The 12,949-nt window shown below is 63.3% G+C and carries 11 protein-coding genes; all 11 read left to right on the plus strand.

Annotated elements, in window-relative coordinates; genetic code table 11:
- The first annotated feature begins 223 nt into the window (after positions 1 to 223).
- A complete protein-coding gene (mraZ, locus tag HJ583_RS15410) occupies positions 224 to 676 on the plus strand; it encodes a division/cell wall cluster transcriptional repressor MraZ (RefSeq protein WP_170022756.1) in 453 nt (150 codons plus the stop codon).
- Positions 673 to 1,623, plus strand: coding sequence for a 16S rRNA (cytosine(1402)-N(4))-methyltransferase RsmH (rsmH, locus tag HJ583_RS15415; RefSeq protein WP_170022757.1), 951 nt, complete (start codon positions 673 to 675; stop codon positions 1,621 to 1,623). Before mraZ ends, rsmH begins: the two co-directional genes overlap by 4 nt.
- On the plus strand, positions 1,620 to 1,898 hold the full coding sequence (ftsL, locus tag HJ583_RS15420; protein WP_170022758.1) for a cell division protein FtsL: 279 nt from the start codon (positions 1,620 to 1,622) through the stop codon (positions 1,896 to 1,898). Before rsmH ends, ftsL begins: the two co-directional genes overlap by 4 nt.
- Entirely contained in the window at positions 1,895 to 3,637 is a 1,743-nt protein-coding gene (locus tag HJ583_RS15425) for a peptidoglycan D,D-transpeptidase FtsI family protein (protein WP_170022759.1), read from the plus strand. Before ftsL ends, HJ583_RS15425 begins: the two co-directional genes overlap by 4 nt.
- Entirely contained in the window at positions 3,634 to 5,136 is a 1,503-nt protein-coding gene (locus tag HJ583_RS15430; protein WP_170022760.1) for a UDP-N-acetylmuramoyl-L-alanyl-D-glutamate--2,6-diaminopimelate ligase, read from the plus strand. Before HJ583_RS15425 ends, HJ583_RS15430 begins: the two co-directional genes overlap by 4 nt.
- Positions 5,133 to 6,500 (plus strand): UDP-N-acetylmuramoyl-tripeptide--D-alanyl-D-alanine ligase, encoded by a 1,368-nt coding sequence (locus HJ583_RS15435; protein WP_170022761.1) that lies wholly within the window; start codon positions 5,133 to 5,135, stop codon positions 6,498 to 6,500. The genes HJ583_RS15430 and HJ583_RS15435 overlap by 4 nt, the downstream gene beginning before the upstream one ends.
- 6 nt (positions 6,501 to 6,506) lie before the next feature.
- Complete coding sequence (mraY, locus tag HJ583_RS15440; RefSeq protein ID WP_101944336.1) at positions 6,507 to 7,595, plus strand: phospho-N-acetylmuramoyl-pentapeptide-transferase; 1,089 nt, start codon at positions 6,507 to 6,509, stop codon at positions 7,593 to 7,595.
- 1 nt (position 7,596) lies between these two features.
- Positions 7,597 to 8,982 (plus strand): UDP-N-acetylmuramoyl-L-alanine--D-glutamate ligase, encoded by a 1,386-nt coding sequence (gene murD / locus HJ583_RS15445; protein ID WP_170022762.1) that lies wholly within the window; start codon positions 7,597 to 7,599, stop codon positions 8,980 to 8,982.
- 5 nt (positions 8,983 to 8,987) lie between these two features.
- Complete coding sequence (gene ftsW, locus HJ583_RS15450) at positions 8,988 to 10,256, plus strand: putative lipid II flippase FtsW (RefSeq protein WP_217423462.1); 1,269 nt, start codon at positions 8,988 to 8,990, stop codon at positions 10,254 to 10,256.
- Positions 10,257 to 10,261: 5 nt separating this feature from the next.
- A complete protein-coding gene (murG, locus tag HJ583_RS15455; RefSeq protein WP_170022980.1) occupies positions 10,262 to 11,323 on the plus strand; it encodes an undecaprenyldiphospho-muramoylpentapeptide beta-N-acetylglucosaminyltransferase in 1,062 nt (353 codons plus the stop codon).
- 226 nt (positions 11,324 to 11,549) lie between these two features.
- Complete coding sequence (gene murC, locus HJ583_RS15460) at positions 11,550 to 12,944, plus strand: UDP-N-acetylmuramate--L-alanine ligase (protein WP_170022764.1); 1,395 nt, start codon at positions 11,550 to 11,552, stop codon at positions 12,942 to 12,944.
- Positions 12,945 to 12,949 lie beyond the last annotated feature (5 nt).

Genomic DNA, 12,949 nt, shown 5'->3' on the forward strand with positions numbered 1-12,949 from the left:
GTGAGGCTTGTTGTCCTCTGTTTGGCGCCGCTGGCCGCCGCACCAGCCTCCTGTCCGCAAGTCCTTGTTCGCGCGCCGCTTTTCCCCGGCGAGCGAGCTTGACCGCGCTTTTCTTTCCAACTAGAGTGGAGCGAAGTGGGATAAAAGGGATAAAAGTGGGTTGGTGTGGCGCTTGGCTTGTGCGCTGGCCTGCTCCCTGTTCCGGGGTCAATGAGGGGGATGGATGTCTTTCCAGGGTGCTTCAGTGCTCAGTCTCGATGCGAAGGGTCGCTTAAGCGTTCCGGCGCGGCATCGTGACGCGCTGATGGCGCGCTGTGGCGGCAACTTGGTCCTCACCACGCATCCGCATGGTTGTCTGCTGGTTTATCCGGCGCCGGAGTGGGAGCCGATTCGCGACCAGATCCTGGCCATTCCGAGCATGAATGTGGCTGCAGCCAACCTGCGCCGCCTGCTGGTTGGCAATGCGCTGGATGAATCCATGGATGCCAGCGGCCGGGTGCTGGTGGCACCCGAGTTGCGGGCCTGGGCCCAGCTGGACAAGCAGGTTCGCCTAATGGGGCTGGGTACCCATTTTGAGTTGTGGTCGGAAGCCGTCTGGCAGCAGAAGCAGGCCGAGGCGGCTGCGCAGTTCGCGAGCGGCGAGTTGCCGCCCGGATTTGAAAACCTCGTGCTGTGAGCGGCGAGTTCAGTCACATCACCGTCCTTCTGAATGAGGCGGTTGAGGCATTGGCGATCCGCCCGGACGGGGTGTACGTGGATGCGACCTTCGGACGCGGCGGGCACAGCGGGCGAATTCTGGCTGCGCTGGGGCCGGTTGGGCGGCTGATTGCGTTTGATCGCGATCCGCGCGCCATCGAGGCGGGCAGGGCGCTGAACGATCCGCGTCTGACGCTGGTGCATGAGCCTTTCTCGGCCTTTGCCGGGGAGCTGGATGCGCTCGGGGTCGGGGCGGTGGATGGGGTGTTGATGGATTTGGGGGTGTCGTCACCGCAGTTGGATGACGCGAGCCGGGGCATGAGTTTCAGGTTTGATGCGCCGCTGGATATGCGCATGGATCCGACGCGGGGTGAAACCGCAGCGGAGTGGCTGGCCCGCGCGAGCGTGGCCGAGATCTCCAATGTATTGAGGGAGTACGGAGATGAGCGGTTTGCTTACGCGATTGCAAAGGCGATTGACGCTGCTAGGCAGGGGGGCAATGTTGCTACCACAGGACAGCTTGCCGAGATCGTTGCGGCGACCGTCCGCACGCGCGAGCCGGGGCAGCACCCGGCGACGCGCACCTTCCAGGCTCTACGGATTTGCGTCAACCGCGAGCTTGAAGAGCTGTCGCTGATCCTGCCGCAGGCTGTGTCACGCTTGAAAACTGAGGGGAGACTGGTGGTGATTGCCTTCCATTCGCTGGAAGACCGCATCGTGAAGCGCTTCATGCGTGATCACGCGAAGCCGCCTGCGCTGCCGAAAGGCTTGCCGATTCGGGAAGCCGAACGTCCGCAGCCGCCCTTGCTGCTGGTTGGCGATGCGATCAAACCTTCGAAGGCGGAAGTGGCCGCCAACCCACGTTCGCGCAGCGCCATCATGCGGGTGGCTGCGCGCAGTGCTTCGGCCTGGGAGTATGCGGGATGATCCGTTTCACCGCTTTCCTGATGATTGCTGTCGTGGCCAGTTCGCTCGGTGTAGTGGCCTCGCAGCACAGCTCGCGCAAGCTGGTCACCGCAATCGAGCGCGAGCAGGTGCGCACCCACAATCTTGAAGTGGAATGGACCCAGCTCGATATCGAGCAGCAGGCTGTAGCCGCATTGCCTACCGTCGAGCGCTTCGCTCGTAGCACCTTGCGCATGCAGGCTCCCGTCAGGGATGCCGAGATCACGCTGGACCCGGCAGGAGGCGGGCGCGGATGAAGCACACACACAGTTTCAATCACAATCCCCTGCTGTCGAAGCGCCTGCCAGAGTGGCGCGCCCGTTTGGTGCTGATCGCCCTGCTCAGCGGCTCGGTGGTGCTCGGCGCACGTGCCATGTATCTGCAAGGGGTGAACAAGGAATTCCTGCAGCGCAAGGGTGAGTCGCGTTACGCCCGTACGCTGGAGCTCTCCGCCAACCGCGGCAAGGTGGTGGATCGCAATGGCGATACCCTGGCCACCAGTACTCCGGTCAAATCCATTGCAGTTATTCCTGACATGGCGCAGCTGGGCGCGGGCGAGGTGGCTCAGCTCGGCAAGATCCTTGATCTGAACCTGACGGACATCAATCGCAAGCTCGCCAGCGGCAAGGACTACGTGTTCCTGTCGCGCGCTGTGGCACCAGACGTAGCAGACCGGGTGATGGCGCTCAAGTTGCCCGGCGTGCAGGCGCAGGACGAGTACCGCCGCTACTACCCGACTGGCGAGATGGCCGCACATCTGGTGGGCTTCACCAACGTGGATGACCGTGGGCAGGAAGGCGTGGAGCTGGCCTTCAATGACATGCTGACCGGCAAGCCGGGCTCGCGCCGGGTGATCAAGGATCGTCGCGGCCAGATCGTGGAAGACGTGGAAACCATCCGTCGTCCTCAGGATGGTGGCAACCTGCAGCTGGCCATCGACGCCAAGATCCAGTATCTGGCCTATAGCGCGCTCAAGCAGGCTGTGCAGCAACACAAGGCCAAAGCCGGCTCCGCCGTGGTGCTGGATGCCAGGACCGGCGAAGTGCTGGCGCTGGTGAACAACCCGACCTACAACCCGAACAATCGGGTGAAACTCTCGGGCGAGCAGCTGCGCAATCGGGTGATGACGGACAGCTTCGAGCCGGGTTCGACGATGAAGCCTTTTGTGGCTGCAATGGCACTCGAATCCAATCGCTTCCGCGCCGATACCATGATCGATACGCTCGGCGGCAAGATGACCATTGATGGCGCCACGATCAGCGATTCACATTCGCATGGCATGCTGAGTGTGGCCCAGGTCATCCAGAAGTCCTCGAATATCGGCTCGGCGCGCATGGCCTTGGCCTTCCCGGCGCAGCACATGTGGGAGCTGTACGACGATCTGGGCTTTGGCAAGCCGCTCAAGCTGGGTTTTCCCGGTGAGGTGGGTGGCCGCTTGCGGCCCTGGAAAAGCTGGCGCCCGATCGAGCAGGCCACCATGGCCTATGGTCATGGCGTATCGGTAACGCTGATGCAGTTGGCGCACGGTTACATGGCTTTCGCGCGCGATGGCGAGCTGATCCCGCTCTCCCTGACCCGGGTGGATGCTCCGCCACTGCATGGACAGCGAGTATTCAGCCCGGAGGTGGCAAGACAGGTGCGGGCCATGATGGAAAGCGTCACCCAACCTGGCGGCACTGCTCCACTTGCGGCTGTGCCGGGCTACCGCGCTGCGGGCAAGACCGGTACTGCGTACAAACTTGAAAACGGCCGCTATACCAAGAAATACTTGGCGTCCTTCGTCGGTCTGGTGCCGGCTTCCGAGCCGCGTCTGATCGTGGCGGTGGCGATTGACGAGCCGAGTGTGGGGGGACACTACGGTGGCGATGTGGCAGCACCTGTGTTCTCACAGATTTCCGCTGGCGCCTTGCGTACGCTCGGGGTGCGTCCGGATGCGCCGATCACGCCGCAGCAGGTGGCGCAGCAGCAACTCGGCAAGAGCCGGGAGGCCATGTGACCAGTCCTCTGGCCGGCGCCATCATGGCCCTGCTTGCAGCCAGCGGTTGCCAGCCGAAGCGGGTGAGTGCCGACTCGCGCAAGATCCAGCCTGGTGATGTGTTCCTGGCGTATCCCGGGCATGCCAGCGATGGTCGCCAATACATCGCCGCTGCTGTTGAGCGTGGCGCCGCAGCGGTGCTGTGGGAGCGTGAAAATTTCGAATGGGATCCGGCCATTGCCGTCCCCAATCTGCCCGTTGATCGTCTGCGCCACATGGCTAGCGACATTGCCGACGAGGTTTTCGGAAGACCCTCCGAAGCCTTGTGGATGGTGGGCGTGAGTGGCACCAACGGCAAGACTTCGATCTCGCAGTGGATTGCCCGCGCAATGTGCGGGCTGGGGCGCAAGTGTGCGGTGATCGGAACACTGGGCTCGGGTTTCCCCGGGCGTCTGGTGCAGACCGGCAACACCACCCCGGATGCCATCGTGCTGCAGGAAGACCTGGCTCGTTTCCGTTCCGAAGGGGCTGAGGCGATTGCCATGGAGGTCTCGTCGATCGGTCTTGATCAGGGGCGGGTGGCAGGCTGTCGCATGGATGTGGCGGTCTTCACGAACCTGACCCGTGATCATCTCGACTACCACCACACCATGGAGGCCTATGCGGCCGCCAAGGCCAAGCTTTTCGACATGCCTGGCCTCAAGGCCGCGATCCTGAACTTTGATGATCTGATGGGGGTGATGCTGGCGCGCCGGCTGGCCGCCGCCGGCGTTGTTCAGGTGACTGGCTACAGCGTGATTCCGGACAACACCAGTGCCGCGCCCGCACAGCACATGCTGGTAGCAGAAAAACTGCGCACGACGCAGACGGGAATGCGTTTTACCGTGAGCTACGATGGACAGCGCGCCGAGATGAGCGTGGGCTTGGTCGGCCAATTCAATGTCTCCAATCTGCTGGCGGTGATCGGAGTTCTGCTGCACTCCGGTTACAGTTTCGAGCAGGCCATTGCGGCCAGCCGTGAGCTCACACCCCCGGAGGGCCGCATGCAGACCCTGGGCGGCATTGGCGAACCGCTGGTGGTGGTGGATTACGCCCATACGCCTGATGCGCTGGAGCAGGCGCTCCATGCGCTGGCCCACACTGTGGATTCACGGCAGGGCCAACTGTGCTGTGTGTTCGGATGTGGCGGTGATCGTGACCCTGGCAAGCGCGCCCTGATGGGCGAGGTGGCTGCCCGCCTTGCCATGAAGGTCGTCATTACCAGCGACAACCCGCGCAGCGAAGATCCGCACACCATCATCCGCCAGGTTGCCGAGGGCGCGCCACAGGCGCAATGCATCACGGATCGTGCTGAAGCTATCCGCAGCGCGGTGATGGCGGCGCATGCCAATGACGTAATCTTGGTTGCCGGCAAGGGGCATGAGGATTATCAGGAGGTGGCCGGCAAAAAACACCATTTCAGCGACGCGGAGCATGCCAGTGCAGCCCTGACTGCCTGGTCACGGGAGGCACGCGCATGATGCATCTGCAGGAAGCAGCTCTTGCCACCGGTGGCCGTTGCAACGGTGGCGATCCGCTGTTCTCGGCTGTCAGCACGGATACCCGCGCAGATCTGGGGGGGAAACTCTTCATCGCGTTGCGTGGCGAGCGTTTCGATGCCCACGATTTTCTCGCCCAGGCCGCCGCGCAGGGGGCGGTGGCAGCACTCGTTGATGAGCGTAGCGATCTGGTGGCACCGGCGGGGCTGCCGCTGCTGCGGGTGGCTGATACCCGCCTTGCGTTAGGCGCCTTGGCGGCGCACTGGCGTAACAAGTTTGTGCTTCCGCTGATCGGCGTGACCGGCAGCAACGGCAAGACCACGGTCAAGGAAATGTGCGCCGCGATTCTGCGTGCCTGGCTTGGCGGGGACACCGTGCTGGCGACCGAAGGCAACCTGAATAATGACATCGGCTTGCCGCAGATGTTGTTGCGCCTTTCGGCCAATCATCGGGCGGCCGTGATCGAAATGGGCATGAACCACCCGGGCGAGATCGCCTATCTGGCCGGGCTGGCGAAGCCGAGCGTGGCGATCGTGACCAACGCCCAGCGCGCACATCTGGCGGGTATGCGGGGGCTGCTCGCGGTGGCCGAAGAGAAAGGGCAGATCTTTGAGGCACTGAGCCCGGAAGGGGTGGCTATCATCAATGCCGATGATGAGCACGCCGCTTACTGGCTTGAGCAGCACGGCGCAGCGAAGGTGCTTGGTTTTGGGCTGACGCAGCCCTGCGACGTGACCGCCAGTCTCGAAGCGCGTGCCTTCGGCAGCCTGTTGAAGCTGCAAACCCCGCAGGGGGAGGCGAGTTTCGAATTGCCGGTGCCCGGCGTGCATAACGTGAGAAACGCGCTGGGCGCGATCGCGGCTTGCCTTGCTGCTGGCGCACCACTGGATGCCTGCGTGCGTGGCCTCTCCGGCTTCACTGGAGCCAAAGGCCGTCTGCAGCGCAAGGATGGGCCGGCTGGCGCGATCTTGCTGGACGACACCTACAACGCCAATCCGGACTCGGTGCGTGCCGGCATCGACGTATTGGCTGCTACGCCCGGGGGCAAATTCCTGGTGCTCGGCGATATGGGTGAAATCGGCGAGATGAGTGCCCAGTATCACGACGAGATCGGCGGCTATGCCAAGAGTGCCGGCGTGGATCGCCTGTTCGCCCTGGGCGAGCAGAGCGCGCTGGCGGCCAATAATTTCGGCCCGGGCGCAGAGCATTTCACGAGCGTCGATGAACTGGCTGCGGCCTTGCGACCGCTGCTGGCGCCCGACGTGGTGGTGCTGGTGAAGGGCTCGCGCTTCATGCGCATGGAACGTGTGGTCGAGGCGCTGTGCTCGCCTCGAGAAAAGGACTGACAAGGGATGCTACTCAAACTTGCGCTCTGGCTCGGGCAGGATATCCGTGCTTTCAATGTGTTCGGCTACATCACGCTGCGCACGATGCTGGCGGCACTGACGGCGCTGCTGATTTCCTTCATTTTCGGCCCGCCGCTGATCCGCTGGCTGGCGGCCAAGAAAATCGGCCAGGCCGTGCGTGATGATGGCCCCAAGAGCCATCTGACCAAGGCGGGTACGCCCACCATGGGTGGCGCCCTGATCCTGATTGCGATCGGCATCACCACCTTGTTGTGGGGGGATCTTTCGAACAAGTACATCTGGGTCGTGCTGGTGGTGACGCTGGGCTTTGGCGCGGTGGGCTGGGTAGATGACTGGCGCAAGGTAGTGCATCGCGATCCGAAAGGGCTGGCGAGCCGTTGGAAGTATTTCTGGACCTCAGCGATCGCACTGGGGGCTGCCGTGTTTCTCGCTTACAACGCCGAAACGCCAGCCCATACCGAGCTGATCGTGCCCTTCTTCAAGTCGGTGGCCTATCCGCTGGGCATTTTCGGTTTCATCGCGCTGACCTATTTCGTGATCAATGGCACCAGCCACGCGGTGAATCTCACCGACGGTCTTGATGGCCTGGCCATCATGCCGACCGTGATGGTGGCCGCCGCGCTGGCGATATTCGCTTATGTGGCGGGCCACAAGGGGTTCTCTGCCTATCTCGGCGTGCCCTATATCCAGGGCGCGGGGGAGCTGGCCGTGTTCTGTGGCGCGATGGCCGGCGCTGGCCTGGGCTTCCTGTGGTTCAACGCCTACCCGGCCGATGTTTTCATGGGCGACGTCGGCGCGCTGGCGCTCGGCGCTGCGCTGGGCACGGTGGCCGTAATCGTGCGTCAGGAAATCGTGCTCTTCATCATGGGCGGCCTGTTCGTCGCCGAGACGCTTTCAGTGATGCTGCAGGTGGCCTACTTCAAGTGGAGCGGTGGCAAGCGCATCTTCCGCATGGCTCCGCTGCATCACCACTACGAGCTGAGTGGCTGGAAGGAAACCCAGGTTGTGGTGCGCTTCTGGATCATCACCCTGATGCTGGTGTTGTTTGGCCTTTCAACCCTGAAACTGCGCTGAAATGAAACTGCAGGGCAACTATCTCGTACTGGGGCTGGGCGAATCCGGGCTGGCGATGGCACGCTGGCTCGTGCGCTGTGGTGCCCGTGTGCGGGTAGCTGATTCGCGCGCTACACCGCCTGGCGTCGATGCGCTGCGCCGCGATTGTCCGCAAGCTGAAATCCTCTGTGCGCCGTTTGTGGAAAGCCTGCTCGAAGGCATCGATTGCCTCGCGTTGAGCCCGGGCCTGTCGGTCAATGAGCCGCTGGTGCTGGCCGCGCGCGCGCGCGGCATCCTGATTACGGGCGAGATCGAGCTCTTCATCGCTGCACTTGCAGCCATGGGGGAGCGGCAGCGCTGCAAGCTGGTCGCCATCACCGGCACCAATGGCAAGACCACCACCACCACGCTGGTGGGTGAGCTCGCGCGGGCCGCAGGGCGCGAGACCGCGGTGGCCGGCAATATTTCGCCCGCCGCGCTGGACGAACTCATGCGCCGCCTCGACGCCGGCAAGTTGCCCGAGGTGTGGGTTCTGGAGCTCTCAAGCTTCCAGCTGGAAACCACCGTTGCGCTGCATGCCGATGCTGCGGCGGTGCTGAATGTGACGGACGATCACCTCGATCGCCATGGTGCCATGGCTGCTTATGCCGCAAGCAAGGCCGGCATCTTCAACGGCCATGCGGTGCAAGTGGTGAATCGCGAGGATCACTGGGCCAGTCGCATGTTGCGCGATGGCCATCGTCAGATCAGTTTCGGACTGGGCCAGCCTCCGGCAGGCGAGGACTTTGGCGTCATCAAGCATGCTGGCGAGCGCTGGCTGGCGCGCGGGCAAGAGCCACTGATGCCGGCGGCCGACGTTCCTCTGGCGGGGGACCACAATCTTGCCAATGTGCTGGCCGCGCTGGCGCTGTGCGTGGCCATCGATCTGCCCTTGGCACCATTGCTGCTGGCCGTGCAGAGCTTCAAGGGCTTGCCGCACCGGGTTGAGCGGGTGGCCGGGCGTGAAGATGGTGTGGTGTTCTACGACGACTCCAAGGGAACCAATGTAGGCGCCACCCTGGCGGCCCTTCAGGGTTTGGGGCGTAAGGTGGTGCTGATTGCCGGCGGAGACGGGAAGGGCCAGGATTTCTCGCCGCTCACCGAGGCCTTGCGCCAGCACGCGCGCGCGGTGGTCCTGATCGGTCGCGACGCGACCCGCCTGGAGGAGGAGACGCGCGCCAGCGGTGCTGACTATGTGCATGCGGCAAGCATGGAGGAGGCGGTGCGGGTGGCAAATGCCAAAGCGGCGGCCGGCGATGCCGTGCTGCTCTCGCCAGCTTGCGCCAGCCTCGACATGTTCCGCAACTATGCGCATCGTGCCGAGGTTTTCATCACGGCGACACTGGCTTTGCCGGGGGTGAAGCCATGAGGAGCATGAGCCTGCGTGCCGGCTTCGGTCTCTTTGGCGAGCGCGGCTTGGGCGAGAACCGGCTCGGTGGCGTTGTGCGTCCGGCGGGCGAGCTCGATCCGCTGCTGTTCTGGTCCTCGGCCTTGTTGCTGCTGTTCGGCCTGGTGATGGTGTATTCCTCGTCGATTGCGTTTGCCGAGGGCAGTCGCCTGTCCGGGCACCAGGCGCACTTCTTCTTGCTGCGCCATACGATCTTTCTGGTCATGGGTCTGGTAGCGGGCGCCATTGCCTTTCAGGTGCCGGTGCGTAGCCTGCAGAAACTGGCGCCCTGGCTGGCCGGCTTAGGGTTGCTGGGGTTGATTCTGGTGCTGATTCCGCACATCGGCCGCGAGGTGAATGGTGCGCGGCGCTGGATTCCGATGGGCTTTGCCAATATCCAGCCGTCCGAGCTGATGAAGCTTGCGGTCGCGCTGTATGCGGCGGATTACACGGCGCGCAAGCTGCCGGACATGAAGAGTTTCAAGCGCGCCTTCCTGCCGATGTTCGGCATGATCGTGATGGTGGGGGCTTTGCTGCTGCGTGAGCCAGACTTCGGCGCCTTCGTGGTGATTAGCTGCATCGCCTTCGGTATCCTGTTTCTCGGTGGACTGAACGCACGCATCTTTGCCTTGCTGCTGGTGCTGGCGCTGATCAGTTTTGTTTTGCTGATCTGGCTCTCACCCTATCGGCGAGAGCGCCTGTTTGGCTTCTCCGACCCCTGGAAGGATGCCCTCGGCAGCGGTTATCAGCTCTCTCATGCACTGATTGCTTTCGGACGTGGCGAGTGGCTGGGCGTGGGCCTGGGCGGCAGCGTCGAAAAGCTCTTCTATCTGCCCGAGGCGCATACCGATTTCCTGCTCGCAGTGATTGCCGAGGAGCTTGGCTTCGCGGGTGTGCTGGTGGTCATCACCCTGTTCGCGATCCTCGTGCAGCGCGCCTTTGCAATTGCCCGCCGCGCCCATCAGCTTGAGCATCATTTTGCGGGCCTGGTCGCGCAAGGCATTGGTTTGTGGATCGGCGTGCAATCCTTTATCAACATGGGCGTAAACATGGGGGTGCTGCCGACCAAGGGCCTCACTCTGCCGCTGATGAGCTTTGGCGGTTCCGGCATCCTTGCTAACTGCCTGGCGCTGGCCATCCTCTTGCGTATTGATTGGGAAAATCGTCAGCCGCCTCGCGCCAGCGGTCTTGGCAGTTTCGACATGGCCGCTGCGCACCGTGTAGCAAGCCCCTCACGTGAAGGGATGGCGCCATGAGTCGCATGCCGAAATTGCTGGTGATGGCTGGGGGGACTGGCGGCCATATCTATCCAGGCATCGCGGTAGCCGAAGCGCTGCGCGCGCGCGGCTGGCAGATTGCCTGGATGGGGAATGAAGACCGCATGGAAGGCAAACTCGTGCCGCAGCGCGGATACGAACTGGCCTGGATTCGGTTCGGTGCCTTGCGCGGCAAGGGGCTGCTGGCGAAGCTGCTGCTCCCCCTGAATCTGCTGCGTGGTTTTTGGCAAGCCCTGCAGGCCATTCGACGGGTGAAGCCGGATGTGGTGCTGGGCATGGGCGGCTATGTGAGTTTCCCTGGCGGAATGATGGCGGCCTTGCTGGGCAAACCCTTGGTCGTACATGAGCAGAATTCGGTGGCGGGGCTGGCTAATCGTGTGCTGGCTAGTGTTGCCGATCGAGTGGCGAGTGGTTTTCCTGATGTGATCCGGGGGGGACACTGGCTTGGCAATCCGGTGCGTGCTGAGATCGCTGCAATCGCTGAGCCCACTTTGCGTTTTTCCGGGCGCACCGGGCCGCTGCGGATCCTGGTGGTCGGCGGGTCGCTGGGCGCCCAGGCGCTCAACACGGTTGTGCCGCGAGCGTTGGCCTTGTTGCCGCCGGGTGAGCGTCCGCTGATTACGCACCAGTCCGGCGCAAATCAGATCGAGGCCTTGCGCGCTGCGTATGCTGAGGCTGGCGTCGAGGGGGAATTGCTGCCTTTCATCGACAACATGGCCCAGCGTTATGCCGAGGCCGATCTGGTGATTTGCCGCTCCGGCGCGCTGACCGTAGCGGAACTTGCAGCCGCAGGGGTGGCCAGCGTGCTGGTGCCATTCCCGCATGCGGTGGACGACCATCAGACCGGCAACGCCCGATTTCTTTCCGAGCGGGATGCCGCGATCCTGATGCCGCAGTCCGAACTGACGGCGCAAGGGTTGGCCGGCTGGCTGGCGCGGGTCAGCCGTGAGCGCTTGCTTGAAATGGCCCGGGCTGCGCGTTCTTGTGCGCGCCCGCAAGCTGCGGCCGAGGTAGCAGAGCTGTGTGCGCATCTGTATCAGCATTGAGCCCGCGGGACGCGCACCTCTCTGGCAGGGTGGAAATCGTGTTTTCGCTGCAAAGCCAGACTGGCCGAGGGAGAGAGCCAGTCGGCGGCTGCGTCAAGAGGTGTCTTGAGGCTCGAAATTTGCGACACTGCGCCCCTCAACACGCGCGCGAGCGCGTCCCTTCCCTCGCTATTCCCACAGGCAGCTCCATGACCCGGATTTCCCGTGCCCGCACCGGAGTGCGCGCATGAAACACAAGATCAAACGCATTCATTTTGTAGGTATCGGCGGTGCCGGCATGAGCGGCATTGCCGAGGTGCTGGCCAATCTCGGCTATCAGGTCAGCGGTTCGGATCTCGCGCCGAGCGCCGCGACACGACGTCTGCAGTCCTGCGGTGTCAAGGTCAGCATTGGCCATGCCGCCGAAAATGTGGCGGACGCCCATGCGATCGTCGTATCTACGGCAGTGAAGAGCGACAATCCCGAGGTGATCTGCGCGCGCAGCCGGCAGATCCCGGTGGTGCCACGCGCCCAGATGCTGGCCGAGCTGATGCGCATCAAGCAGGGGGTCGCGATTGCCGGGACTCACGGCAAGACGACAACCACCAGCCTGGTCGCAAGCGTGCTGGCTGAAGGTCAGCTGGACCCGACCTTCGTGATCGGTGGCCGGCTCAATGCTGCGAGCGCCAATGCCAAGCTCGGCACCGGTGATGTGCTGGTGGCCGAGGCGGATGAGTCGGACAAGTCATTCCTGTTCCTGAGCCCGGTGATTTCGGTGATCACGAACATCGATGCCGACCACATGGACACATACGGCCATGACTTCTCTCAGCTGCGCCAGGCCTTCGTCGACTTCCTGAATCGCCTGCCTTTCTACGGCGTAGCCGTACTCTGCGTGGATGATCCGCATGTGCGCGAGATCATGCCGTTCGTGTCCAAGCAGATCGTGCGCTATGGTCTGGATCCTTCGGCACATGTCCGTGCGGAGAATGTGCGTGCGGTGGGCAGCCAGATGCATTTCGACTGCGTGCGCCAAAATGGCGAGACCACCCGCATCCCGGTGGTGCTGAACCTGCCTGGCATGCACAACGTGCTCAATGCGCTGGCGACGATTGCCGTGGCTACCGAACTGGGCGTGTCAGACGAAGCCATTCAGAAAGGCCTGGCCGAATTTCGCGGCGTTGGGCGGCGTTTCGAGCGTTACGGTGAAGCCGCGTTGCCGGACGGTGGTGTCTGCACGGTGATTGACGATTACGGCCATCACCCGGTCGAGATGGCGGCAACCATCGCAGCCGCGCGCGGCGCATTTCCGGACAAGCGCCTGCTGCTGGCTTTTCAGCCGCATCGCTACACCCGTACCCGTGATTGCTTCGAGGATTTCGTCAAGGTGCTCGGCACGGTTGATGCACTGGTCCTGGCCGAAGTCTATGCCGCTGGCGAAGCACCTATCGTGGCCGCCGATGGTCGCTCGCTGGCGCGCGCTCTGCGCGTTGCCGGCAAGACTGAGCCGGTCTTCGTGGAAGATATTGCCGACATGCCCGCCCGCATTCTTGAAGTGGCGCGGGATGGCGATGTAGTGATCACCATGGGCGCAGGCTCGATCGGCGCCGTGCCGGCGAAGCTGGTGGCCACGGATGCGTAACAAGG

It is taken from the genome of Uliginosibacterium aquaticum (genome assembly GCF_012972705.2).
Taxonomy (GTDB): Bacteria; Pseudomonadota; Gammaproteobacteria; order Burkholderiales; family Rhodocyclaceae; genus Uliginosibacterium; species Uliginosibacterium aquaticum.

What these genes read in the sequence shown, in the direction of transcription:
- mraZ (WP_170022756.1), top strand. Translation starts at nt 224, where the DNA reads ATGTCTTTCCAGGGTGCTTCAGTGCTCAGTCTCGATGCGAAGGGTCGC.
- ftsL (WP_170022758.1), top strand. Translation starts at nt 1,620, where the DNA reads ATGATCCGTTTCACCGCTTTCCTGATGATTGCTGTCGTGGCCAGTTCG.
- HJ583_RS15425 (WP_170022759.1), top strand. Translation starts at nt 1,895, where the DNA reads ATGAAGCACACACACAGTTTCAATCACAATCCCCTGCTGTCGAAGCGC.
- HJ583_RS15435 (WP_170022761.1), top strand. Translation starts at nt 5,133, where the DNA reads ATGATGCATCTGCAGGAAGCAGCTCTTGCCACCGGTGGCCGTTGCAAC.
- mraY (WP_101944336.1), top strand. Translation starts at nt 6,507, where the DNA reads ATGCTACTCAAACTTGCGCTCTGGCTCGGGCAGGATATCCGTGCTTTC.
- murD (WP_170022762.1), top strand. Translation starts at nt 7,597, where the DNA reads ATGAAACTGCAGGGCAACTATCTCGTACTGGGGCTGGGCGAATCCGGG.
- ftsW (WP_217423462.1), top strand. Translation starts at nt 8,988, where the DNA reads ATGAGCCTGCGTGCCGGCTTCGGTCTCTTTGGCGAGCGCGGCTTGGGC.
- murG (WP_170022980.1), top strand. Translation starts at nt 10,262, where the DNA reads ATGCCGAAATTGCTGGTGATGGCTGGGGGGACTGGCGGCCATATCTAT.
- murC (WP_170022764.1), top strand. Translation starts at nt 11,550, where the DNA reads ATGAAACACAAGATCAAACGCATTCATTTTGTAGGTATCGGCGGTGCC.